This window comes from Pseudonocardia sp. TMWB2A (assembly GCF_017312135.1).
Genome location: NZ_QKQY01000001.1, coordinates 2826324 through 2850991, shown reverse-complemented (window position 1 = coordinate 2850991; position 24668 = coordinate 2826324). Strand labels below are relative to the sequence as shown.

Here is a 24668-nt window from a genome sequence, read left to right as displayed (position 1 = left end):
TCGGGATCGCCCAAAATGATAAACAGGAACCTGGATGTCTTTCACCCGTACCGCCTTCGCCTTGCTGCTCCTGACCAGCAGCAGCTTTGCCTTTGCCCAATCCGAAACCCAGCCGCCCGAAGGCCAAGCCGCAAGCCAGCATACGCCGCCCGCCGCGCCAGCTACTGCTACACCCGCAAAACCTGCGGAAGAGGCCAAGTGGGACGTCAATAATCCGCGCGGGCTGACCACGCGCAAAGTTCCGCTCAACACCGATGAAGGCACATGGATGAATGTCGATGTGTCCCCCGACGGGAGCCGCCTCGCGTTCGATATGCTGGGCGATATTTATACCATGCCTATCGCGGGCGGCACGCCGACGCGCATCGCCGAAGGCTTGGCCTATGAACAGCAACCGCGCTGGTCGCCCGATGGTCGGCAGATTGCATTCGTCACCGACCGTGGTGGTGGTGATAATATCTGGCTGATGAATGCGGACGGCTCCAACAAACGCGCGCTCACCAAGGAGGATTTCCGCCTGATGAACCAGCCAAGCTGGTCACCGGACGGCAAGTATATTGTTGCCAAAAAACATTTCACCACCGGCCGCTCGCTCGGCACGGGCGAGGTATGGTTGTTCCATGTGGCGGGCGGCACCGGCGTTCCGCTGGTCAAGCGTCCCAATGAAACCCACCAGAAGGAATTGGGCGAGCCCACGTTCACCCCTGACGGCAAGGGCGTTTATTTCACCCGCAACATCACGCCGGGTCCGATTTTCGAATATGCGCAAAACTCCAACGGCGCTTTGTTTGCGATTGAACGCTATGATCTCGACAGCGGGGAGACAGCGCGCGTGACGGCGGGGAATGGCGGCGCGGTGCGTCCCACCCCGTCGCCCGATGGCAAATATCTGGCGTTCGTCCGCCGCGAGCGCGCCAAGTCGAAACTTTATGTGCGCGATATAGCGTCCGGCACCGAGCGCAAAATCTATGACGCGCTCGATCAGGATATGCAGGAAACCTGGGCGGTCACCGGCGTCTATCCCAATATGGATTGGACCCCCGACAGCCGCGAAGTGGTGGTCTGGGCAGGCGGAAAAATCCGCCGTGTTCCGGTGAATGGCGGTGCGGTGCGCGACATTCCGTTCCGCATCAATGATGACCGCGTGGTTGCCAACTCGGTCCATCCGGTGATTGATGTTGCGCCCGCCAGCTTCCAGACCAAAATGGTCCGCTGGGCGCAAGTTTCGTCCGATGGCCGCGCGATTGTGTTTGAATCACTCGGCAAGCTTTACACCAAGCCCGCCAGTGGCGGCGCGGCCAAGCGCCTCACCAATAATGGCGAAGATATTTTCGAGCTTTTCCCAAGCTGGTCGCGCGACGGCAAGCAGATTGCGTTTGTCGCATGGAATGATGCGCGCCTTGGCCGTTTGCAGACCGTAGCCGCAAGTGGGGGTAGCGCGAAAAACGCCACCAGCGAACCCGGCCATTATGCCAATCCGCGCTTCACCCCCGATGGCCGCAGCATACTATTCGAAGCCGGATCGGGCGGCTATCTCACCGCCGACCGGTGGGGTCGCGATGGCGGCATTTATAGCGTCGCGACGAGCGGCGGTGCGCCCAAGCTTGTCGTCAAAGGCGGCTCGGCCCCGCAATTTGGCGCTAATAGCGACCGTATTTTCTTCACCCAATCAGGCGGTGGCAAGCTGCAACTCGCCTCAAGCGATTTGAGCGGGCAAGCCAAGCGCGTCCACGCATCGGGCGATATGGCGACGCAATTCATTGTTGCGCCGGACGGGCAATCAGTTGCCTTCCGCCAAAATTATGACGCCTATCTGATGCCCCTTCTCCCCGGCACACAGGATGTGACCGCCGACCCCAAAGGCGGCGCAATCTCGACCGTCAAATTGAGCCAAGGCGGCGGCGAGTTTATCCATTTTTCGAACAATGGCACCCGCATCCATTGGAGCATGGGACCGACGCTCTTCACCGCGGACACGCGCAACCTTTATGGCAGCGGCTATAAAGCGCCCACAACGGGCATTGACCTCAGCCGCACGGTCGCCGCATCCAAACCGTCGGGCAGCGTCGCGCTCACCGGCGCGCGCATCGTGACGATGGCGGGTGCGGATGGCGGCATCATCGACGATGGCGTGATTGTCATTCGCGGTGACCGCATCGTTGCGGTCGGCCCGCGCGGGTCGGTCAACATCCCCGCTGGCACGCCGAGCGTGGACCTAACCGGCAAGACCATCACCCCCGGTTTCATCGACGCCCACGCCCACGGCCCTTATGGCGAAGATGGCCTGGTGCCGCAGCAAAACTGGTCGAACATGGTCAATTTGGCCCTCGGCACGACAACCATTCATGATCCGTCTTCGAGCGCGATCAACGTCTATGCCGCGTCCGAAATGCAGCGTGCGGGCCTCATCCTCGCGCCGCGCATCTATTCGACCGGCGAGGTGATTTATGGCGCGAAAGCCGCTGGCGTGTTCGCCGACATAGGCAAATATGACGACGCGCTCGCCCATGTCCGCCGCTTGAAAGCCCAAGGCGCGTGGAGCGTTAAAAATTACAACCAGCCGCGCCGCGAACAGCGCCAGATGGTCGTCGCCGCCGCCCAAGCCGAAAATATGCTCGTCGTCCCCGAAGGCGGATCGCTGTTCAACATGGACATGAGCCTCATCCAGGACGGCAATGCGACGGTCGAACATAATGTGCCGGGCAGCACTTTTTACGGCGACGTCATCCAGATGTGGTCGCAGACGAAGACCAATTACACCCCGACCTTGGTGGTGGCTTATGGCGGCCCCGGTGCCGACCCTTATTGGCGTTCGCATACTAATGTGTGGGAACAGCCTCTGCTCAAGGCGCATATCCCGCCCGGCACTTTGGCGGCTGGTAATACCCGCCGCGAAATTGCACCGGAGGAAGATTATGCCGACACATGGGCGGCCCGCGAAGCACGCAAGCTTGCCGACAAGGGCATTGCCGTCAATATCGGTGCGCATGGCCAGCAAGACGGCATCGGCGCGCATTGGGAGATTTGGAGCTTTGTGAAGGGCGGCTGGACGCCTTTGCAAGCGCTGGAAGCCGCGACCATCAACCCCGCGCGCACCTTGGGCCTATCCAAAGACCTTGGCTCGCTCGAAGCCGGAAAGCTCGCCGATCTCGTCGTGATGGACGCCAACCCGCTCGACAATATCCGCAACACCGAGAAGGTGTCAAAGGTCATGCTCGGCGGGCGTTTATATGACGCGACCACGCTCAACGAAGAAGCCACCGGCACGCGCAAACGCCAAGCCTATTGGTGGGAAGGCAATGGCAACCCCAATGCCGGCACCACCGACCGGGCCGAGTCGCATAGCCATAGTCATGAGTGAGTGGGAGTGGGTGACGCCACTTCATCCTCCCCAAGCTTGTCTTGGGGAGGTGGCGCGCGCATAGCGCGTGACGGAGGGGTTATGCGCGCCAGCGGTGCGCGCGATTGCGAACGCAATCGCATTACCCCTCCACCATTCGCCTAACGGCGAACGGTCCCCCTCCCCGAGCAAGCTCGGGGAGGATTTTCATGCCCTTCTCCACGGCACCCTACTGCAACGTCACCGTGTCATCATCGGCATCACGGCGGCCGAAAAACTGCATGAGTTGCATGATGAGTTCTGCCCGCGCATTGATGCCGGTGGCTTCCAGCATCGCCTGTTTGGCGGCGGCGTCGAACGGGGCGACCTGCGCTATGCCGTTGACCAATGCGGTGTCGTCGAGGTGCGAGACGGCGTTCCAATCGACCATATAGCCTTGGCGGTCGGCGAAGCGGCGCGCTTCCTGTTCCAAGGCTGCGCGTTCGACGCTCGCGAGATATTCATCGTCGCGGGGGCCTTCGATTTCGGCTTCGATCTGGCGGAACGGGGTCGATACGTCGAGTTCGCGCAGCACGCGGAACCGCGCCAAGCCTTCGAGCAAAATATTATAGCGCCCATCGTCCAGCGCCTCGACATCGGTGATGCGCCCGACGCAGCCCATGTCGAACAGAGCGGGCGCATCGCTTTCGTCCAGGCTGCTGACAAGGCTGCGCGGCTGGATCATGCCGATGCGGCGGTCGCCCGCAAGGCTGGCACTCACCATCGCACGGTAGCGCGGCTCGAATATGTGGAGCGGCAACTGCATCCCCGGAAACAGCACCGCGCCCGCGAGTGGAAACACCGCAAGGCGCTGGCGCGTTGCCGGGCGGTCCAGCTCGGCCATCAGCCGAAAAGAAGCGCCGACAGGCGGCGGCGCTGCGTCGCAACCCACGGGTCTTCGAGGCCCACCACTTCGAACAGCGACAGGAGTTTCGCGTGCGCCGCGCCCTCATTCCATTCGCGGTCCGCCGCAATGCTGGCCAGCAGCGCATCCGCCGCCTTGTCGCGCTCGCCGGCCGCAAAAGCGGTCGTTGCATAATCCAGCTTGGCTTGGTGATCGTCCGGATTGGCCGCAAGTTTCGCTTCGGCCTCGGCCAACGCACCGCTCAATTCCTCGTTCTTGGGTGCATCCTTGGCGAGTGCAATCGCCGAACGCGCGCGGTCGAACGCGGCGTCCTTGGTCAAGTCTCCGGGGAGCGCGGCAAGGATTTGCCCGGCGGCTTCCGCATCGCCCGAGGCCGCAAGCGCGCGCACCAGTCCGGCTTGCGCGTCGGCACTGTCGGGGGCCATCTCTATAATTTGCGAAAAAATCGAAATGGCGCGCTCATGATCGCCCGCCGCCAGCACTTCTTCGCCCATCGCAAGCAAGGGCGCGATGTCGGCGGCCTGCGTCTGCGCTTCGCCTTCAACCGGCAATTGCCGCAAAATCTGGTCGAGCAATTGTGAAAGCTGGCTTTCGGTGCGCGCATTGGTGAGGTCGGCGACCGGCTGGCCTTTAAAAATCGCATAGACGGTCGGGATCGAACGCACCTGGAACTGGCTTGCGATAAAGCCGTTTTCATCGACGTTGATCTTGACCAGCTTGACGCCCTTATGCGCATAATCTGCCGTGACCTTTTCGATGACCGGCATCAAGGCCTTGCACGGGCCGCACCATTCGGCCCAGAAATCCAGCACGACCAAATTGGTCATCGACGGTTCGACAACATCCTTGCGAAATTGTTCGACCGCTTTCTGTTCGTCGGGGGTAAGGCCCAAAGTCGCCACGGGGACGTTCCTTTCTTCTTCATGCTCGCTCTATATAAGGCCCGCAGCATCGGAACATTGCAAGGCGCCCGCGTATCCGCCGCACCCGTCACTGTCCCCGCACGCGCGGGTGATGGCCTCTTATGTGGGGCAAAAGCGGGCAATGCCAACCCCCTCAATCGGCGCGCGCGCGATTATCCACGACATTTCGCAAAAATTAAGCGCGATAAATGCAAATGGGGCTTGCCCAACCCGAGAATCATTGCTAGTCGCGCGCCCTCACCCACCGAGAAGCGCACCGCGCTCCTACCGGTTCAGGCGCCAGAGCGGGCGTAGCTCAGGGGTAGAGCACAACCTTGCCAAGGTTGGGGTCGAGGGTTCGAATCCCTTCGCCCGCTCCAGTTTTTACAGGAAAAATCAAACAGCTAAGCGATCCTGACGGGTCGCTTTTTCTGTTTACGCGCTCTGTAAAATCACAAAAGTAAGCACCGCGTAAGCGGCGAAACCCGCAAAAACGGCGGTGTTTGGGTATCTGCCGGCGGAGTGTATCATCTGAATGGCGATTTTGAGGGGGCTTTTGCAGCCTTGCGCTGGACCATTATGGGTCGCGCGCGCCCAGATGCGAAGCACCGCCACTGCTTACGCACCACCTGGAATCTGCTTACGTGAGGCGGTTTTTCGCTTACGCAATGAGGCCGCCCTCGTCAGCGCGGCCTAGATGGCAGGACATCTCACAAGATCACGGCGTTCGACGTTGAAATTAGTTTACATGCCCACACTTGGTTGACAAAAATGAAAAAATGCCCATGATGCGGCTCGAAGTGTCTGCAGGGGGCAATGGTGTCGAAAACTTATCCGTGGGAATATCATGGCGATCTGACTGAAGACCGCATCGTTGCCGTAGCGCGAATGATTGTCGATGGTCGCCAAGCGGCAGTCGAGCTCTTCGATGAAGAAAATGGTGACAACGGGTGGACCCTGGGTTGCCGTGCGTTTCAGTTCGGGAGGGCACGCATCTTGCGTGCCGTGGACGAAGGCGCATACGATTGGCTCGGTGTCGTTGACCGGTCACTCCAGCTTATCTTCACGATCGGCGAAGTTCCCCTCCGCATCTACCGTGGTGAGGCGGAAGAGCCCACTGATCGTACAATGCGACAGAGCTTGCCCGAACTTCGCCAATTGGGCTTCTCGTTTGATGATTGCGACGAGGGACGCGAACTTGCCTATCGATTGGCCATTGAAACGGACGTTGATGGTAGTGTGATTTCGGTCAAGTTCGTCGGACTTCGCGGCGAGACGGCCATCCTTAATTGGGATGTTCCGCTCGACAGCCGTCGTTTCAGTGGTGCAATTGGCCGTCCTGCCAGCGAGAGTGTCGAACTAGAGGCACCGGCCGTCGGTGTGCGCGACCGCGAAGACGAGACCAAGACGAGCGGCTAAGGCTGTCAGCGGGGCGAGAGGCACTTATGGTTTCATTCGCTTTTTATGGCGATCGACTCAGGCTTGCCCGGGTCGCGCTTGGGCTCACGCTTGAGCAACTCGGCATGCGTGTAAGCGCGACACGCCAGTATCTGAATCAGCTCGAGCAGGGCATCAAGGCGCCAACTGAGGAAATGCGCGACGCGTTGGCTGACGCCCTGGGCGTCGGAAGGCATTTCTTCGGGCTTCCCGTGGACCTCGGAATCCGGCCCGAGCAATGCCACTTCAGGAAGCAGCGCACGACGCCTCTTACCATTGTAAGCCAGGTTTTAGCTCGAGGCACCCTGCTCGACGGCTTTGTGAGCAGACTCGATCGCGAGCTCAATCTGCCCGATGTCTCCTTCCCGGACATCCCGGTATCAACGCTTAGTGAAGTCGAGGGTGTCGCGGATGCTGCCCGGGCACATTGGCAGCTTGGCACCGGACCGGTTTCCAGCATGATGCGAGTGGTTGAGAATGCAGGGGCGGTAGTTAGCTTCTTCGGCGGTGTTTCCGAACGGGTCGACGCGCTGTCAATAGATGCCGCCCGCCCCATGATCATTCGTAGTGACGCGAAGCCAGCCGCTTGTCGGCTTCGCTTCGACCTTGCGCATGAGGCTGGACACCTGATCATGCACCGGGGCGTCCAGACCGGGGACAAGGAAACGGAAGACCAAGCCAACCGGTTTGCAAGCGCCTTCCTGCTTCCCCGGTCTTCATTTGTACACGAGTTCCCCCGTTCACGTTTTCTGGATTGGGCCGAGATCTTTAAACTCAAATTAAGGTGGAAGGTGTCAGCCGCAGCGATACTGCGCCGCGCCTATGATCTCCGCATGATCTCTGCCGATCAGTATCGCACGGGGCACATCCATCTCAGCAAGACAGGCCAGAAGCGGCAGGAGCGCTACGATGACATTATCGCTGGTGAAGTTCCTGAACTTTTGCCGAGCGCTCTTTCCGCCCTCGAGGCCGCCTATCCTGGTTCTGTCGGACGAATGATCGGTGAAAGCGGGCTCGAGCGTGAAATGTTTGGCCGTGTGTCCGGCCTAGAGCTTCCCGAAGCCGCGGTGAGCGACGCGAACGTAACACCATTCCGATCCCACGTCTGACTCTGGGCGCAGACCTGCGACGTTTGACAGAGTGGTTCTGCAGATGAACAGGCGGAGCGCAGGGGGCGATCGAAAGGCAAGCTTGAGCGGTGGCAATGGATAACGACGACAGTGCTAGCGGCGAGCGCCCCAGCGACAAGGCTTCGGAAAGAGTGCGCGGGGAACCGCTGACGGCTGTCGAAAAGATCGCAAACGGCGAGCATGAGTTCACGACCAAGCGCCTTGCTCGTGATTATTTCGAATCGCCATCAATCAGAATGGCACGGGAGCTTTCCGATTCCCCGGTGGCAAAGCTCGCCCGCGATTACGCCAACTCTCCTGCGCAGCAGATCGTCAAACAGGCGGCGCTCGGACTTGGCACGGCCTTTGGCGCCGCCGAGACCGCGCGCATGGAAGCGATGCGGAAGATGCTCGAACCAACCACCGCGCTGACGGCGCAACTCAATGCGATACGGCCACTGGCTATTGACCATGCTAAGCTAGCCTCGATCGGCGCGATCATCCCCTCGATCGACCCGAAGGTGATTGCTGCCATCCAAGGCGTGCAGCCACTCAAGATTGATCCGTCCCTGGCGAACGCTATCAGCCAGGCGCAGCGAGCACTCGAAGAAGCGATGCGCCCGCTCGGCGGCATTGGGTCGGCGATCAAGCAGTTCGAAGAACAGCAGCGCACCGTCCAGAAATCGCTGCTGGCGTCGCTTGCCGGGCCGTTCGGTGACATCGCCAAGACCTCACAATGGGCGAGCGCGCTCAGCCGAATCGACACCCCCAATGTAGCTAAGCTGCTGGGTGGCGGGCTTGGTACGGTTGTCGATGACATGCGGGGTGCGATCGCTAAGAACTTCATCGGCTCGGCTGCGCTGGATCAAGCCAAGATGAGCGCGATGCTCGGGTTGACCGGCCGGTTCGAAGCAGATTTTGCGGCGACTCAGCTCAAAATGTCGGCGCTCGCCGGGGTCAGCGAAGCGTTCGACCGGCGCAGCCATTTCCAATTTGACGCCTATCATTCGCTGTTCGGCGAATGGCGAACTCGCGTCGATCTGCCGGAGAATTTCTGGCGCGACGGGCGCGTGCGCAAGCGCATGTATCGCGAGGCCGAGGTCGATGAAGGGTTGATCGTCGCCGAGCCCGGCATGGCGCTTGAGATCATGATCGAGAGCGGGCTGACTGCCGGACTTCGCTCAGAGGCCAACGCCGTGGCGGTGGTGACGCTTGGCGAAGTGTCGATGACGGTGCGGTCGCGCGGCACCAGCAAGGATGCCTATGCGCTGGTCGGACGGTTCGAGCAGGAACTGCGCGCCTATGTCGAGCGCAAGCTCGAAGAGCGCTTCGGTCCTGACTGGTTCAAGCTGCGCGCGTCGAATCTGATCGGCAAGGCCAAGGAAATCCGCAAAGCGGCTATGGCGCGCGGCGAAGCGTTTGCGCCGTTAATCAACTTTACCGAACTGGGTGAACTGTCGGGCATCATTCAGAGCACGAAAAACTGGGATGACGTATTCGGCGATGTGTTCGTCGAAAAGACCGAATTCGATCATGACATGCAAAAGCTGATCGCAATTCGACGTCCAACAATGCATATTCGCCGGATCGACGGCGTGCGCCTGGTAGAAGCGATCTGCGTGATTCAGCGACTCTCCGAGCAGATTACTGACGATGGCGCGTGGAAGTTGGCGGCGGATGCCGATCGCTAGACAGGCTTTGCGGAACAACCCATCGTTACCGCGGCGACGAGACGCACGCCTCCTCCAGCCGACTGCTAACCTCGGTCACGAAGCGTGATGGGTTTGCTTGAGAATACATCAGGTGAATTTCGTGCCGTGCGCGGGTGAAGCCAACATAGAAGAGCCGGCGCGCTTCGCGGACATCCGCCTCGTTGGCGTTGTTTCTCGGCAGCCGCCCTTCTTCCATCCCGAACAGGATGACGACATCGAACTCGCGCCCTTTGGCGCTGTGCAGCGTCGATAGATTGATGCGGTCGAGCCCGGTTCCTATGCCCGCGAACTCGCCAAGCGGAAAATCTTCAACGTCGCCTGTAGGGCTGAGCCTACCTATGAAGGTGTTCAAGGTTTCTAGCTCATCGGCCAAGGATCGCGCCTGCCCAATGTAAGGCTGAATGATCACGTCGCGCATGGCGATGAGCCAGTCGTGTAAACCGATCGTGTCGTCGCGGCGATCCCAAAGCGCGGCGATCAGCGAACGCTGGAATTCGAGCCTGTCTTCCTCGCCGCCGAGAACCTCATGGAAGAACCGCGCCCCCTCGGCAATGACCCGACTGATCCGCGGCTGACCCGATCGCCAACCCCCACAGCACCACATCGCGCATTGTTCCAGCCAACGCATGAGGCGGCTCCCGCGAGGATAGAGCGCATTTCCGTCGGTACGTATGACAGCATAGCCATTGTCCGCCGCCGCCGAGGCGACTTCGTCTCCGATGAAGGCGGCCGGGTAGAGCACCGCTATCTCGCCGAGATTGAGATCCGGGCGGCGCGCGCGGATTTCCGGGATAAGCTGCTCGATGAGATAGCGTGCCTGCCCAGCATAACCGCCGGGGCAAGGGTGGAAATAGATCGTGCCTTCATGGGCGCCGTCGGGTGCGCGATACCCACGCTTTTCGCCCAGCGCATATTCCGAGGCGGCGACGATCTGCGAACCGCAACGATAATTTAAACCGAGCCGGACGGTTTCAACATCGTCTCGCTCAGATAGCTTGCGCAGCAGCTCGGGATTGGCACCAGTGAAGCCATAGATTGATTGATCGACATCCCCAACTGCGAACAGGCGAATGCCTGCATTGAAGCAAAGCCCCATCACCATGGCGTGCAAAGCGCGCCCGAGATCCTGATACTCATCGACGGCAAGGATCGGATATTTAGCGGCCAGCGCTCTCCGGAGCCAGGTTTGCTTGGCAAGCGCGCGAAGGGCGAGCAGCGGCATGTCATCGAAGTCGATCACGCCCATCTTACGCAGCTCAGCTTCATAAGCCTCGACGAGATTGGTCAATTGTGGGTCGAGCGTTCTCCACGCCTCGACGTTGCGATTGAGGAAGCGGCGTCGGTGCCCGCCAAGTCGGAGCTCCCAGGTCTGTGGATTCTCCGCTCCCTTAACGACCTTGGCATGCGCGGTCTCAAGCGCGGCACGCGTCTGCCGGCGGGTCGCCACCGCAAAATCATCGGGAAGGCCGAGCCCCGCCACCTTCGCATAGGGCAGCAGAATCTGGGTCAGCGAGAAGCTATGTACGGTGCCGATGAAGATACGGCGGCCCGGCGCGATCCCGAGCGCATCGAGCCGCGTTTCCAGCTCGCGCGCGCATTCGTTATTATAGGTAATACAGGCGATGCCACGCGGATCCTCTACATCCTCGCCCAGCATCCGCGCGAGTTTGACGGTTAGGGTCTTGGTTTTGCCGCTGCCGGGTCCGGCAAGCAGCACGCAGTGACCGGCGGACTCGTAAGCCTGCCACTGTTTGTCGTTTTGCCGCAGATCTTCTGCCGCTCGCAGATAGAGCGCGCGGTTAGACAAGGCCGATCACATGGTTGATGGCGTCGGCGATATAGTCTGGGACGAGTTTGCCGGGTACGCGGGTGGCGAGGCGCTGGGCATAGCGTCCCTTGCCCATTTGCTCGATCATCTTGAGCATCTTGACAGAATCATAGCTTTTGGGATCGGCTTCCCAAGCGTCGAGCAAGTCCTTGCGCTCCTGGCTGAGATTATTCTCGCGCAACGTCTCGATCATTTCCTCGGCATAGTCACCTTCGAAGAGCTCGGTCTCAAGTGTGCCCGAGTTCACGAAAATGCCGAACGTCTTGCATTCCGCGAAAGACTCCTCCCACGTCTCCAAGTCTTTGATGCCCTTGATCAGCGCGTTCGTGTCGGCACCGCCTCGCATGCGATCGATGACGTCGACGAGTTTGAGCGCCCGGTTGTATGCACGCGGTTTCTTGTCGACCCAATCGCAGTCGGTGATCACGGCGAACGGAATGCCCAGGGCACAGAGCAACTTCACATAGGGCTTAAAGTTGGTTCCCCCTACCGAGCAGACCGACACACCATGCTCGTCGAGCGAGATGTCCATGTCGTCGGCGAAGGCCGGAATGAGGAAGCGTTCGGCATCGCCCTCCACCAGTAGGACGCCGCGGGCGAACACCATCTCGGCGCGGGTGACATCGAGATAACGGGATAGATCCTCGGTCTCGGCTTCGCTGAAATCGGTCGATGCCGTGGAATAGCCTTTAGTACCTTGCCCGTCCTGACTGCGCAGAAGGAGCAGCGATTCCAGCGGCGCGACGCTAGCGATATGCGGTGAGTGCGTGGTGAGGATCACTGTTAAGGGTTCGGCATCGTCGCCGTCTTCATCCGCGTCGTCGTCGGCATCGCTATCAACGATCGTCTCGAACAGATGCTTATAGACCAAGCGCTGGAGGTGCGGATGGAGGTGCGATTCCGGTTCCTCGATGGCAAGCAGCGAATGGTCGCGCTTGTTGTTCTCAATCAGTCGCTGGAGGTCGAGCAGCTTCAGGGTAAGAAAAATGAGATTGGCGGACCCGAGACTTGCATCGGCAACACCGCGCCGACCTTCATCGATTAACAGACGAATCTGACGGTTGATACGGGTTGCATCAGTTGCTGAAAAACCAAGTGAAGGCTGAACATCCTGCTTAGGTCCGGCCATCGCGACAAATAGCTCGGCGATCTTGGTCTCGAGGGTCTTCACTTCGTCGAATTCGATTGCAGCCTGGCTGGCCTCTGCGATCTTGTCGCCGATCTCCTTGAGCGCCGCCGCGTCGATCGCGACAAATGCTTCCTCGACTAGTGGCCTGAGCGGTGAGCGGCGCCATGCAGCAAGATCACCCTCGGCATCACGCAGCGCGGGCAAAAGGTCCATGGTGATACGGCGGCGCAAGTCGTGGCCGAAGCGCTTGGCCTCACTTTCACCACCGAAGCAGGCGAAAGAGAAATCGTCGTCGCTCGCTGGGGCGTGCTCCAGACCGGGTTGGGCGCGTAGCTGATAGGTCAGGCGGACTGTGTTGGGATCGTCGTCGAGACGAAAATCGGTGAGCACGGCAAGGACGTCTGGGTCATCCTCGAAATCCTTGATCTCGACGGAGATGGTAATTGTCGTTTCGGCATCAACCGTGGCCAGACCGTCCCAGAAATCGGCAAGGCCGAGCTGCCGGCTGCTATCAGGTAGCGAAGGATCGAAGATCAGGCGCAGACCAAAAAGCAGATTGCTCTTCCCGACCCGGTTCTCCCCCACAATGACGATATTGCCACCCAAAGCGACATCGAGATCCTGAAAATTGCGGAAATTCTGAATCCTGATTCGTGAAAGATACATGCTTCTTATTCCATCCTCATCGACCAGACACTGTGCCTCACCCGAGAAGCAAGACCCACGAATCAACTACTTGAAGTTTCGCTTTCGCCAATGAATGGCCAGCTATCATTCACCATCTCGCACAAAGCGAGCTTGGGTGTGGTCGTATCGGTATCTCGTAACGCTGCCATCGCTAATCCTGGCAACCAGCTCATCGATCGCGCTGAGCGGCGCTAGAAACCATTCGCGAGGCTGAACGGTCTTGCCGAAGCGATCGCCGGCTGACAGGTCGAGCCGGGCTGGCGCAAGCGCGCGATGGATCAGGTTTTCTAGCTTGGTCCGATTGATGTTGTAGAGCCGGTACTCGGCGACAACCTCGACGTCGGCGAGGAGGAAGGTCGGGTCGTTCCTGGCATTGGCAATCCGGCTCGCGACAGGCTGCCCGGTCACACCGATCTTGTGGATCAGCTCACGATGCTCATCGACATAGGGGTGGGCTGACTTGCTGCGCAGCACGTAGATGGTTCCACTGGCGAGATCATCCGGCTCGGCGGTATTGCCGAACAACGGTCCTGCGCTCTGCTCGGTGATTCGGCGCGCGGTTTCGTCGCGGTAGAGTGCCTTCTGGAAAGAACGGGAGAGGACGCTGGCCTCGGTCGCGTTGTCATAGATCACCCGGACGCGGCGATCTTTGCGCTCGTATTGCGTCACGAACTCGTCGGTCGAAGCAGCGACATAGGCCAACTGACCGCCGACGATGAAGAAATTGCCGGGCTGGATCTCCGCCAGAGTCACCTCGGTCTGGTCGAGCACCTTGGCATGGCGGTTGCCCGACGCAAGATCGGCCTGGACCCGCTCGAACAGCGGCTTGAATGTGTCGAAGTCCTCGCACCGTTCGCGGTTGGCGATTTCCTCGGCCGCCCGCTTCTCAGCCCGTGGGGTGACGTGGCGAAGCTGGGAGATGTCGTCGCCCGCACTGGGTTCGATGCCCAGTTCGGCGAGAAGAGCTGTATCATCAAGGCTGACCGGTGCCGTGGCGACGAGAGCGGTGCCGTCGAGAATACCGCCCGTATCCAACGCCGCCAGCAGTTCGCGAGCCTCGGGTTGAGCGCGCAGGCGATCCAGACGCACGGCATAGAGCCGCTCGAAAATATCACGATCTTCGCCGTGCTGCGGCAGGCGGCCGCGCTCGGTCACGAACCGCTGAATTTCCTCAAATCCGGCAATGACCCGCTCCTGCAGCGGGGTCATCGACCGCGCAGGCTGCACAGCCGTCTCGACGCCTAGCTCTGCCAGCAGTTCAAGGTCGCTGAGATCAGCCATCGGCGGCTGCCTTCGTCGCATGGCGCTGGAGGAAGGCGACGCCTTCAGCCATTTTGCGCTCCCAGGCATCCTGCGAGGTCAGCGAGGGGAGCCGTCCCCGCTCACGCTTGAATTCCAGCGCACGCTCGGCCAGCGCACGCGCGTCCTCATAAGTCAGCTTGTCCTTCTTGGCGTTGATCACCGCCTGGACCTGAAGGAGCGTCTTCTCATCCATCGCCTTGGCCAGCACGGCATAGGTCGCGCTGAAGGGATTGACCCGGTCGATAAGGTCGATGTCGAGGTCGGTCACGCTGAGCGCGAACTTGCGCACGCCGTCGATGAACGCGGTGTTGGCCTTGAGGTCGCCGTCGACACCCGCGCCGCTGATCGCGGCCTTCGCCTGCTGGGTCAGCGTCATCGCCGCGACTGCATGCTGGCGCACTGCTTCCTGATCCTCTTCGCTGAGTTCAGGGTACTTTTCGCGGATGATCTTGCCCATCTTGAGCTGAGTCAGTTCCTCCGGCACGACCTCCGGATCGAACATGCCGCGCTCCAGCACCGCCTTGTCCTGCACAAAGCTGGCAATCACCTCGTTCAGGTCTTCGCGGCAGATACGCGTGGCCTCGATGCTGGTCGGCAGCTTCAGGCCCTTGATCTCAAAATGCATCTGCCCTTGGGCGTTGACCCCGACGTTGAGCTCGCCTTCCCTGTAGCCGTCCTCGCCATAATCGAACCCTAGCTTGGGGCCGGCATCCTTGGGCGTGAAATCGAACCGCGGTGCCAGTACCTGTTCCATCAGCAGGCTCGCGGCGATCGCCTTCAGGTAGTCGTTAATTGCATCGACCACGAGCGGGTCGTCCGCCGCCGGCTCCGCGATCAGGTTGGTGAAGCGGGCGCGGGCCTTGCCCGGCGCATCGCGGGTGGCGCGGCCGATGATCTGGATGATCTCGGTTAGGCTCGAGCGATAGCCCACCGTCAGCGCATGTTCGCACCAGATCCAGTCGAAGCCTTCTTTCGCCATGCCTAGCGCGATGATCACGTCGACGAAATCGCGGTCGTCGCGCCCCTTGGGCGATTTGAGCGCCGAAACCACCCGGTCCCGCTTGGCGGTATCGTCATCGACGAGATCGGCCACCTTGATGACATTGCCCGCCGCCGTGCGGATCAGGTGGAAACCTGTCTCGGGATCGACGCCCTGCCAATCGCCGAGATGGTTCATGATGTCCTCGGCCTCGCGGTGCTTGTCCTTGAGGCTTTCCTTCGAATTGACCGAGGGAATGTGGACGATGGTCTTCACCGTCGGGTCAAGCAGCGCCGAAATCTTCTCGGTGTAGGGGCCGGTGTAGAAGCTGTAGCCGATGTCGAGCACCTTCAGGTGTTCGTACCCGTTGAGTTGCTCGTAATAGGTGTAGGTGACGGTCTCGAACTTGGTCTCGTCCTCCGGCGCCAGCACGGGAATCGCATCGCCCCGGAAATAGCTGCCGGTCATCGCCACGATGTGGGCCTTGTCACGTCCGATCAGCTGGGCGAGCTGGGCGCCGAGCCGGTTGCCGGCATCGGCGGAAACGTGATGGAACTCGTCGATGGCGACCAGGCGATTGTCGAACGCCTCGACGCCCAGTTCATCGAAGGCAAAGCGGAAGGTTGCGTGGGTGCAGACCAGCACCTTGGCATCGCTGGCGAGGAATTCGCCGACCGCCTTCACCTTGGACTTGGCGACCTTTGGGTCATCGGCGCCGGGCGTGTTGCACAGGTTCCATTGCGGGGCGACCACCCAGTCGGCGTAGAAGCCGTACTTGCTCAGTGGCTCGCTGCCGAAGCTCGCGCCGATCGAGCGTTCGGGCACGCAGATAATCGCCTGCCGCACGCCCTGGTTCATCAGCTTATCGAGCGCCACGAACATCAGTGCGCGGCTCTTGCCCGAGGCTGGCGGCGATTTAATCAGAAGGTATTGTTCACCGCGCTTCTCATAGGCCCGCGCCTGCATGGGGCGCATGCCCAACTCGTCCGATTTCGCCGAAGCGCCGGTGTGGGCGGTCCTGAACGAAACCGCGGGAATGATCTTGTCGCCGGTCGAGGGTTGCGGGGTGGTCATGGGCTATTCGGCTTTCGCATCTGTCGCAGCGGCGGCCGCCTGTTTCCGGCGGATGATTTCTTCCGCTTCGGCAAGGGCGGCCCGGGTTTCGGCATTGGGCACTTTGAGTTCCAGAGGGAATGCCTGGTCGGTCGCGATGCGATGCAGCAACAGTCGCACAGCATCGGAAACGGACAGTCCCATGGCATTCAGAGCCTCGGTGGCCCGCGCCTTCAGGTCATCGTCGACCCGGACGTGAATCATGCTGCTGCCGGCCATTCCAAGCACCCCTGTATCTCAAATGAGATTGTGCGGCGGTGAGCTGCCGAAGTCAAGAAATCGAAAAGCAGACCAATGTCAGAAAGCCGGGCAGTTTCTGACATACTGATCTGGCAATATCAGAAACTTCTATTGCCCATCACGCCGCCTTCGCGCTGGTCATCCGGGTGTAGAGTTCGAACAACTTTTCCAGGCGCTCGGTGTCGTTCTTGAAGCGGCGGCCGATGTAGATGCGCTCCAGCACCTCGTCGTTGCGCTCGTGGGCATGGCGGAGATTTTCCGGCATCTTTTCGGGATCATAGAGGTCTGCGATGGTCGCCGGGAAATGCGCCTCGCGCGCCAGCAGGATATCCTCGGCGCAGCGGGTGAGATCGGCCTTGTTTTGCTCTGTCAGCTTGGGAACGGGAAAGGTGTTCCAACCAAGCGTGTTCGAATAGGAGAAATCGGTACGCATGCGCACGCAAACGGTGCCGATCCAGACCCAGTGAAGGCGCGATGCGATAAGCGCCATATTCCAGAGTGGCGCGTCGAAGAGTGCGAAGCACTTGTTGGTGATGATGGAGCCTCGGGGCAGCAAGCCACATGGTAAGTATTCGCGGTTTTCTGAGCTGATTGCCGCCACTGCGATTACAGTTTCATTCCCAGTTTGGCGGCGTTCATCGAACCGGTGTGGCCACTGTGCTCCGATACGCGTGGCCTGCTTTGTACTTTGCAGCCGCATCTCCTTCACGGCCGCCAGCCTTGGTCCGATCGTCTGATGACGTTCTGCCTCTCGTGCGTCAGCGTCATCAATCCAAAGGCAAAACTTCAGTCTGCCGCTGATAAACTCGTCTGAGCCGAAAATTGGACGGACAAACTTGGCTGCTTCCTGGGAAGTGAGATTCAGAGATCTGACCTCGTCCTTGGAGAGTAACAAGTTTCCGCCATCAACTGGCTTGCTACCGAAAGTCATGTCCTTGACGCCATTGAGCGGTTTGCTCGCCTTCTGGGCAATCACATTCGGGCCAAAAATCAAGTAAGGGTTGATGTTCTCGCCCTCACGGGCGGTTGCCTGATCGCCGTCGGCAATCGAGTAAATGCGGCGCACTTTGCCAGCATGTTTCGAGATGCCGACGATTACGACCGTCACCCCGGCGTTGTAGCTTGCCAGGTTAGCCCATTTGAAATTCGTGTGGGCGAAGGTAATTTCGTGACCTGTGGCGAAGATAAGAGGCCAAAGGATCGGGACTTGTTGCCCTTGGCAGACGCTGTTGGTGGAAACGAACGCGGCCGCAGCATTGGTACTGGTCCCGTAATCAGCCGCTTTCATGAACCATCCTGAGACATAGTCCAGAGATTTCCAGCTATTCGTCCGGTGGCCAAAAATTGTCTCAAGTTCGGATTTTTGAGCTGCCGATTGCCACGTTGATCCGAGATAGGGAGGGTTCCCGCAGATGTAGGTCTCGCCACCTTCGTTTTCGAAGTCGATTTCAGCCTGCTGAAGATCAGTCTTGAATAGATCGTCAGCCTGGAGCTTCACGCTAGTTCCGGTTGGGGGACACAGCTTCAGCCAGTCATATTCCAGCGCATTGCCGCATGTGATCCAGTTCTGGCTGTCCAAGGGGAGGAACTCAGCCAATGCCTCCTTCTGGCCGCGATAATTCACATCGCACTGAAATTCGGCAATGATCAGCGCGAGGCGGGCGATCTCGGCCGGGAAATCACGCAGTTCGATGCCCCGGAAGTTGGTCAGCGGGATGTCGCTGCGCCGGTCGGGCTCGCCCCGCAGTTTGTTGATCTCGGCTTCGATCTCCCGCATCTGCTTGTAGGCGATGACGAGGAAATTGCCCGATCCGCAGGCCGGGTCGAACACCCTGATCTTGGCCATGCGCTGACGCAGGTTGAGCAGCTTGCGGGAATTGTCGCCAGCCTCCGCCAGCTTCTCGCGCAGATCGCCGAGGAACAGCGGGTTCAGCACCTTCAGGATGTTCGGCACGCTGGTGTAATGCATGCCGAGCGCGCCGCGCTCCTCGTCGTCGGCCACCGCCTGGATCATGCTGCCGAAGATGTCGGGGTTGATCTTCTTCCAGTTGAGGTTGCCGATGTGCACCAGATACGACCGCGCAATCCGGCTGAACTGGGGCGTCTCGGTGCTGCCGGAAAACAGCTGGCCGTTCACATAGGGAAAGCCATTGGCATAGCGCGGGATGTTGGCGTTCGCGCGATCGGCCAGCTTGGTATCCATCGCGCGGAAGATTTCGCTGATCACATGATGCGTGTCGGACGAATCCCGCGCGCTGATCTGCTCGACCGTCCTGGTGAACAGGCCCTCGCCGTGAAAGATGTCGGTATCCTCGGCAAAAAAGCAGAAAATCAGCCGGGCCATGAAGTGGTTCATGTCGGGCCGCCGCTCGGCGCTCGCCCACTGCGGATTGTCTTTCAAGAGCTCGACATAGAGCTTGTTGAGCCGGCTCGTCGCCCGGATGTCGAACGTGCTCTCACGGATTTGCTTGACGGTGGTAATGCCGGCAAGGGGAAGGAACACGCCGAAGTGGTCGGGAAAATCCACGTAGGCGCAAGAGACGATCTCGCCGCTGGCGAGATCCTCGGCCTGGAACTGCTCGCCATCGGTCGCAAGAATGAACTTGGCCTTGGCCGCCGCGGTCTTCGGGCTCTCGCGCAGCGCCTTGAGGGTGTTGTCGACCGCCCCGGCATCGCAGGTGGCGATATGGATATTGCTGCGCTGAAGCACGCCGCCTGAAACGTCGGACGCATTGGAGGCACCCTGACGCAGCTTCTTGATCGTGGTCGCCTTGTTTCCGAAGGCTTCAAGGAAGGCGAACGGAAATTCCGCGCGTTCAAAAGGCTGCGCGGCCAAATCGGAAATGGCTTGTTCAATCTCTACTGCGTTCATCTTGTGACACTACGCCGGGGGCTGGTGATGTCGCAAGTTTCGAAATGGGGAATGTCTTCCCCTGCGTCCGAGCCAAGGTCTCGGCCGACCCCTTCTGCGGGGGCACCCCGCAACGCCCCGTCTAAGAGTGAGAGAGGGGCAAGGATTTCCGTGACGGAGAAATGCGGGGAGAGAGGCTTCCGGCGCCCGTCATGGAGGTTTTCCCATGAACATGCAGGTTCTCGATGCCCGCCGCGACGCAAGCGGCGGCTACAAGGTCGATGTCTCGCGCGGAGAGCGCGTGGGTCGCGTATCGTCGGAGTGGTTTTCGCGGCCCGACGATGAACGGCATCTCTCGCTGGGCGATCTGGCCCGCTCGGTCCGCGGCCGTTCCGAGCGCAGCCGGACCCGTGTTGTGGAAACGGCCCTCATTCATGTCGAGGCGAACCGCAACGATCCCGAACGCCTGTCGCTGATCCTCCCCGGCGCCGACGCGCCCGTCGCCCCGACCCACTGGAGCTTCGGCCAACTGGCGAGCCAGGTAGGGGCACCCGCTGCCTACCTGCGCCAACTTCCGGCACCACTCGCGGCAATCAACCTGCAATACGGGCTGACGTCGCATCGGGCCGAGCAGATCAAGACGCTGGAGACCGACAACGGCCGAGTGGAACTGCGCGCGGTGACGGGGCCTGATTATGGCCGGATCTACGACCATGAACTCGTCGAGGCCGTGCAGAAGATCGCCGGCAACGGTACGGGCGATACCCGATGGAAAGTCCCTGGTGTGCTCGACTGGTCCACCGGCATCTACAATCCGCGTGTCGACATCACCCGCGATACAACCACCCTCTATGCCTCGGACCGTGACGTGTTCCTGTTCCTGGTCGATGACCTCAACCCGATCGAGGCCGGGCGACTGTCCGATGGATCGCCGGACCTCTACTTCCGGGGTTTCTACTGCTGGAACTCCGAGGTCGGCGCCAAGACGCTGGGCATGGCGAGTTTTTACCTGCGCGCGGTCTGCCAGAACCGGAACCTCTGGGGCGTCGAGGATTTCGAGGAAATCACCATCCGGCACAGCAAGTATGCCGCAAACCGGTTCGCCCATGAGGCAGCCCCGGCCCTCGAAGGCTTTGCCAACTCCTCACCCTTGCCCTTCGTCAACGGCATCAAGGCCGCCCGCGAGCGCATCGTTGCCCGCACCGATGAAGATCGCAGCGACTTCCTGCGCAAGCGCGGATTTTCGAAGGCCGAGACGGGCAAGATCATCGAAACCGTGCTTGCCGAAGAAGGTCGCCCACCCGAATCGATCTTTGATTTCGTACAGGGCATCACCGCGCTGGCTCGCGACAAGTCCCACCAGGATGCCCGCCTCGACATGGAGGGCAAGGCCAAGAAACTGCTCGATCGGGTCCACTGATTCCGGCGGACAGGTGCCGGTTTACCTGCGTTGCGCTGCCCCTTCAGAGGAAGAGGGCGGCGCTTCGCTTCGTGACGGGTTGAGGCGTCGAGAGAGAGGCTCTCGGCAGCCCGTCGCGGAGTAAACACCATGGCAACTGCTGCCCAGAAGATCACCCTGTCGTCGTCGCGCGACATCCCCTTCAACAAGCTGGTGCTCAGCCAGTCCAACGTCCGACGCGTAAAGGCCGGAGTGTCGGTCGAGGAACTGGCCGAATCCATCGCCCGGCGCGGTCTCATCCAGTCACTGCACGTCTGGCCGGTGATGGACGCCGACGGCGTCGAAACCGGTATGTTCGAAGTGCCCGCCGGCGGGCGCCGCTACCGTGCGCTCGAACTCCTCGCCAAGCAGAAGCGCCTCGCCCGCACCACGCCGGTGCCCTGCGTCGTTGGGAATGCTGCCAGCGATATTCTCATCGATGAAGTCTCGCTGGTCGAAAACATCGAGCGCGCACCGCTCCACCCCCTCGACCAGTTCCGCGCCTTCCAGGCCTTGCGGGACAAGGGCATGACCGAAGAAGCCATCGCTGCGGCCTTCTTCGTCGGCGTCAATGTCGTGAAGCAGCGCCTGCGCCTTGCGGCCGCCGCGCCCAGTTTGCTCGAGGTCTACGCCGAGGACGGCATGACCCTAGAGCAGCTGATGGCCTTCACCGTCTCGGAAGACCACGCGCGCCAGGAGCAGGTCTGGGACGCGGTCCGCGACAGCTGGCAGAAGGAACCCTGGCAGATCCGGCGGATGCTCACCGAAACCACCGTCCGGGCCTCGGACAAGCGTGCGCTTTTTGTTGGGCTCGAAACCTATGAAGCGGCCGGCGGCATCGTGCTGCGCGATCTGTTCCAGTCCGATGATGGCGGCTGGTTCCAGGATGTAGGCCTGCTCGACCGGCTTGTTGCCGAAAAGCTTCGCGTCGAGGCCGACCGGATCGCCACGGAGGGATGGAAGTGGGTCGAGTCAAGCCTCAGCATCCCCTACGGCGTCACGCACGCAATGCGTGAGCTCATCGGCACGCCGCTCGACATGACCGAGGAGGAGCAAGCCACGCGCGCCGGATTGCAGGCCGAACTCGATCGCCTGACCGACCAGTATGAAGACGCTGATGAGCTGCCCGATGAAGTCGATCAGCGGCTCGGTGAAATCGAGGCGGCCCTGGAGGCACTCGACAACCGGCCCATGCGCTATGACCCCGCCGAGATCGCCAACGCTGGCGTGTTCGTCACCATCGACTCTGACGGATCGCTGATCGCTGATCGCGGTTATGTCCGCCCTGAAGATGAGGCACCGATCGCATCCGACCAAGATGACGACGGGACCGGTGAGACCAGGCACAGCGAACCGACACTGGCCCAGGCTATCCGGCCTGTCGTCGTCACCGTGGGCGGCCAGCCTGTCCCCGCTGAGGAAGAAGAGGAAGACGGCATCAAGCCGCTGCCCGAACGCCTGGTGACCGAGCTGACCGCCCACCGCACACTCGCGTTGCGCGATGCGGTCGCCCAGAATCCGCGGATCGCGATGACGGCATTGCTTCACAAGCTCGTCTCGGATGCCTTCCACCACCGCTCGATGAGCGGCGTTCTCGATGCACAGGTCCGACACATCTTCTTCCCGGCCCAGGCCGAGGAACTGGGCAACAGCCTGTCGGTCAAGTCGGTCGACGAACGCAACGAGCAATGGAAAAGCCGCATCCCCGCCGATGACACCGCGCTGTGGGACTGGCTGACCGGGCTCGACGAGGAGAACCGTCTGGCGCTCCTCGCTCACTGCGTGAGCTATGGCGTCAACGCGCTTTACGAGCGGCCCAATCCCTACAGCGGTTCGGGCGTCAGCGAGTACGGTCTGCAATTACGCTTTGACCAGGCCGACCGCCTCGCGCGGGAAACCGGCCTGGATATGGTGCAGGTCGGATGGCGACCGACCGTCGGCAACTACCTCGGCCGTGTGACCAAGTCCCGCATCATCGAGGCCGTGCGCGAGGGCGCTGGTGAACGCGCAGCCCAGCTCATCGACCATATGAAGAAGGGCGACATGGCGAAGGAGGCCGAACGCCTGCTCGCGGATTCTGGCTGGTTGCCGGAGCCACTGCGGCTTGCCGACCCGGATGGCATCTCCGGCGCCGATCTTGTCGATCAGGATGAGGGGGAAGCGGCGCTGCCGGCATTCCTCACCGATGACGGCGACGATGAGGAGCCCGAGGAAAGCGCGGACGAAGAACTCCCCGCCATCGCTGCCGAATGATCGCCATGCGCGGAGGGTGGAAAGTCTGCCCTCCGCGCCCCTCTCGAAGGGAATGCGCCATGACCGATTTGCCCATGCCCACAGGCCACGTGGTCTTCCAGTTCCTCGTGCCCGTCCACGTCGAAGTCGAAGACGGCATCGTCACCTGCGTCACAGTCATCGACGAAACGCCGGTTCGTGATCCGATCCTCGTCGAGGGGGACGCAGACCTGCTGCCGTCGGCCCTCGCTGCCGACGACGACGGCCAAGACTGGCCGTCATGGCAATTTGGGTACTGACCCCACTTCCACAATTCTTTCCCACCTCAGCCCGGTCATCACTGTGCGGCAGCGTCCGCGCGAGCGCCGGGTATTTTTATCCGGAGGCTTCAAATGGCCGACTATTTCACCCATTTCTCGTGCCTGCTCGACGTCGGCACGCCTGTAAATGCCGCCCGCGCACTCGCTCTGTACAACGCCCTTTCCGAGGAGGGCGCCTCGGAGGAACCACCATCGGAGGGCTTTCTCCTCTCGATCCAGCCCGAGCATGGCGGCACCGCACTATGGATTCGCGATGATGTGACCGGAGACCCGGAGCGCGTCATTCAATTCGTGCTGCGCTGTGCCGGACAGTTCCAGCTCACTGGCAGGTGGGGCTTCCAATACGCCAACACATGCTCGAAGCCGCGTCTGGATGGTTTCGGCGGAGGCGCTCACGTCCTTGATCTGGCGGCCCTTGAAACCATCGCCTGGACCTACACCGACGGATGGCTCGCGTCGGTCCTTGATGGGGGCGACGGCGATGCCTGAGATTATCGAAACCACCGTCTACCAGCTGGCAGAATTGGACGAGACGGCGAAGGACAAGGCCCGGGCCTGGTTTCGCGAGGGCGGGTTCGACCATGACTGGTACGACGCCGTCTACACTGACTTCGAGCAGGTCTGCGCCATTTTGGGGGTCACGTTCAAAACCCGCGCCATTCGTCTCCTGGGCGGCGGATCGCGGCAGGAGCCGTGCATCTATTTCCGAGGCTTTTGGAGTCAGGGCGACGGTGCCTGCTTCGAGGGGCGCTACGCCTATGCGCGCGGCGCACCGGCAAAGATCCGCGCATATGCCCCTCAGGATACGGCGCTCCACCACCTCGCCGACGGCTTGCAGGCTGTGCAGGGACGCAACTTCTACCAGCTTCATGCGCAAGCCCGTCACCGCGGTCATTATTATCACGAGTATTGCATGGAAATCGCGGTCGAACGCGAGAGTCCGTTCGGTCAGGACATGACGTCCGACGCCGAAGAAATCATCGTCGAAGCTCTACGAGATCTGGCTCGCTGGCTCTACCGGCAGTTGGAGCGCGATTACGAATATCAGTCGTCCGATGAACGCATCGACGAGGCGATCGCCGCCAACGCCTACACATTTGCGGAAACCGGCCGCCGGTTCGGCTGACGCGATGCAGCCCCCCGCA

General features: G+C 60.8%; 17 protein-coding genes and 1 tRNA gene. 10 read left to right on the top strand and 8 right to left on the bottom strand.

Features of this window, described 5'->3' with window-relative positions; translation table 11 throughout:
- Window positions 1-34: 34 nt before the first annotated feature.
- The gene (locus DMP17_RS13255) at window positions 35-3361 is read left to right on the top strand and encodes an amidohydrolase family protein (protein WP_337829547.1); all 3327 of its coding nucleotides are present in this window, start codon (window positions 35-37) and stop codon (window positions 3359-3361) included.
- Between the two features lie 208 nt (window positions 3362-3569).
- On the opposite strand, the gene DMP17_RS13250 is transcribed toward DMP17_RS13255, so the two are convergent.
- Window positions 3570-4223, bottom strand: coding sequence for an LON peptidase substrate-binding domain-containing protein (locus DMP17_RS13250; RefSeq protein WP_337829546.1), 654 nt, complete (start codon window positions 4221-4223; stop codon window positions 3570-3572).
- Window positions 4223-5146, bottom strand: coding sequence for a tetratricopeptide repeat protein (locus DMP17_RS13245; RefSeq protein WP_337829545.1), 924 nt, complete (start codon window positions 5144-5146; stop codon window positions 4223-4225). The genes DMP17_RS13250 and DMP17_RS13245 overlap by 1 nt, the downstream gene beginning before the upstream one ends.
- 305 nt (window positions 5147-5451) lie before the next feature.
- Here DMP17_RS13245 and DMP17_RS13240 point away from each other — a divergent pair.
- The 4 genes from DMP17_RS13240 (at window position 5452) to DMP17_RS13225 (ending at window position 9383) form a co-directional block, all read left to right on the top strand.
- Window positions 5452-5526 (top strand) — tRNA-Gly (locus DMP17_RS13240).
- 439 nt (window positions 5527-5965) lie between these two features.
- A complete protein-coding gene (locus tag DMP17_RS13235) occupies window positions 5966-6565 on the top strand; it encodes a hypothetical protein (RefSeq protein WP_337829544.1) in 600 nt (199 codons plus the stop codon).
- Between the two features lie 26 nt (window positions 6566-6591).
- Window positions 6592-7692 (top strand): helix-turn-helix domain-containing protein, encoded by a 1101-nt coding sequence (locus DMP17_RS13230; RefSeq protein WP_337829543.1) that lies wholly within the window; start codon window positions 6592-6594, stop codon window positions 7690-7692.
- A 95-nt stretch (window positions 7693-7787) separates the two neighbouring features.
- Window positions 7788-9383: a hypothetical protein gene (locus DMP17_RS13225; RefSeq protein WP_337829542.1), complete on the top strand. Its 1596-nt coding sequence runs from the start codon at window positions 7788-7790 to the stop codon at window positions 9381-9383.
- A 25-nt stretch (window positions 9384-9408) separates the two neighbouring features.
- Here the strand turns inward: DMP17_RS13225 and DMP17_RS13220 are convergent, their stop codons facing one another.
- From DMP17_RS13220 to DMP17_RS13195, 6 genes are all read right to left on the bottom strand, one after another.
- Window positions 9409-11211 (bottom strand): ATP-dependent helicase, encoded by a 1803-nt coding sequence (locus tag DMP17_RS13220; RefSeq protein ID WP_337829541.1) that lies wholly within the window; start codon window positions 11209-11211, stop codon window positions 9409-9411.
- Window positions 11204-13027 (bottom strand): ATP-dependent nuclease, encoded by a 1824-nt coding sequence (locus DMP17_RS13215; protein ID WP_337829540.1) that lies wholly within the window; start codon window positions 13025-13027, stop codon window positions 11204-11206. The genes DMP17_RS13220 and DMP17_RS13215 overlap by 8 nt, the downstream gene beginning before the upstream one ends.
- Window positions 13028-13132: 105 nt before the next feature.
- A complete protein-coding gene (locus DMP17_RS13210) occupies window positions 13133-14329 on the bottom strand; it encodes a GIY-YIG nuclease family protein (protein WP_337829539.1) in 1197 nt (398 codons plus the stop codon).
- The gene (locus DMP17_RS13205) at window positions 14322-16403 is read right to left on the bottom strand and encodes a DEAD/DEAH box helicase (protein WP_337829538.1); all 2082 of its coding nucleotides are present in this window, start codon (window positions 16401-16403) and stop codon (window positions 14322-14324) included. The genes DMP17_RS13210 and DMP17_RS13205 overlap by 8 nt, the downstream gene beginning before the upstream one ends.
- A 3-nt stretch (window positions 16404-16406) precedes the next feature.
- Window positions 16407-16661 carry a type II toxin-antitoxin system RelB/DinJ family antitoxin gene (locus tag DMP17_RS13200; protein ID WP_337829537.1) on the bottom strand — a complete coding sequence of 85 codons (255 nt, stop codon included), beginning with the start codon at window positions 16659-16661 and terminating at the stop codon, window positions 16407-16409.
- 139 nt (window positions 16662-16800) lie between these two features.
- A complete protein-coding gene (locus tag DMP17_RS13195) occupies window positions 16801-19554 on the bottom strand; it encodes a class I SAM-dependent DNA methyltransferase (RefSeq protein ID WP_337829536.1) in 2754 nt (917 codons plus the stop codon).
- Window positions 19555-19759: 205 nt separating this feature from the next.
- Here DMP17_RS13195 and DMP17_RS13190 point away from each other — a divergent pair, with 205 nt between their 5' ends.
- From DMP17_RS13190 to DMP17_RS13170, 5 genes are all read left to right on the top strand, one after another.
- The gene (locus tag DMP17_RS13190; RefSeq protein WP_337829535.1) at window positions 19760-20953 is read left to right on the top strand and encodes a hypothetical protein; all 1194 of its coding nucleotides are present in this window, start codon (window positions 19760-19762) and stop codon (window positions 20951-20953) included.
- A 129-nt stretch (window positions 20954-21082) separates the two neighbouring features.
- Window positions 21083-23224, top strand: coding sequence for a ParB/RepB/Spo0J family partition protein (locus tag DMP17_RS13185; protein WP_337829534.1), 2142 nt, complete (start codon window positions 21083-21085; stop codon window positions 23222-23224).
- A gap of 59 nt (window positions 23225-23283) precedes the next feature.
- Complete coding sequence (locus DMP17_RS13180; RefSeq protein WP_337829533.1) at window positions 23284-23502, top strand: hypothetical protein; 219 nt, start codon at window positions 23284-23286, stop codon at window positions 23500-23502.
- 93 nt (window positions 23503-23595) lie between these two features.
- Complete coding sequence (locus tag DMP17_RS13175; protein ID WP_337829532.1) at window positions 23596-24012, top strand: hypothetical protein; 417 nt, start codon at window positions 23596-23598, stop codon at window positions 24010-24012.
- Complete coding sequence (locus tag DMP17_RS13170) at window positions 24005-24649, top strand: hypothetical protein (RefSeq protein ID WP_337829531.1); 645 nt, start codon at window positions 24005-24007, stop codon at window positions 24647-24649. The genes DMP17_RS13175 and DMP17_RS13170 overlap by 8 nt, the downstream gene beginning before the upstream one ends.
- Window positions 24650-24668: the final 19 nt, after the last annotated feature.

Coding starts and splice junctions, on each gene's coding strand:
- DMP17_RS13255 (WP_337829547.1), top strand. CDS start 35: ATGTCTTTCACCCGTACCGCCTTCGCCTTGCTGCTCCTGACCAGCAGC.
- DMP17_RS13250 (WP_337829546.1), bottom strand. CDS start 4,223: ATGGCCGAGCTGGACCGCCCGGCAACGCGCCAGCGCCTTGCGGTGTTT.
- DMP17_RS13230 (WP_337829543.1), top strand. CDS start 6,592: ATGGTTTCATTCGCTTTTTATGGCGATCGACTCAGGCTTGCCCGGGTC.
- DMP17_RS13225 (WP_337829542.1), top strand. CDS start 7,788: ATGGATAACGACGACAGTGCTAGCGGCGAGCGCCCCAGCGACAAGGCT.
- DMP17_RS13215 (WP_337829540.1), bottom strand. CDS start 13,027: ATGTATCTTTCACGAATCAGGATTCAGAATTTCCGCAATTTTCAGGAT.
- DMP17_RS13210 (WP_337829539.1), bottom strand. CDS start 14,329: ATGGCTGATCTCAGCGACCTTGAACTGCTGGCAGAGCTAGGCGTCGAG.
- DMP17_RS13205 (WP_337829538.1), bottom strand. CDS start 16,403: ATGACCACCCCGCAACCCTCGACCGGCGACAAGATCATTCCCGCGGTT.
- DMP17_RS13200 (WP_337829537.1), bottom strand. CDS start 16,661: ATGGCCGGCAGCAGCATGATTCACGTCCGGGTCGACGATGACCTGAAG.
- DMP17_RS13195 (WP_337829536.1), bottom strand. CDS start 19,554: ATGAACGCAGTAGAGATTGAACAAGCCATTTCCGATTTGGCCGCGCAG.
- DMP17_RS13190 (WP_337829535.1), top strand. CDS start 19,760: ATGAACATGCAGGTTCTCGATGCCCGCCGCGACGCAAGCGGCGGCTAC.
- DMP17_RS13185 (WP_337829534.1), top strand. CDS start 21,083: ATGGCAACTGCTGCCCAGAAGATCACCCTGTCGTCGTCGCGCGACATC.
- DMP17_RS13180 (WP_337829533.1), top strand. CDS start 23,284: ATGACCGATTTGCCCATGCCCACAGGCCACGTGGTCTTCCAGTTCCTC.
- DMP17_RS13175 (WP_337829532.1), top strand. CDS start 23,596: ATGGCCGACTATTTCACCCATTTCTCGTGCCTGCTCGACGTCGGCACG.
- DMP17_RS13170 (WP_337829531.1), top strand. CDS start 24,005: ATGCCTGAGATTATCGAAACCACCGTCTACCAGCTGGCAGAATTGGAC.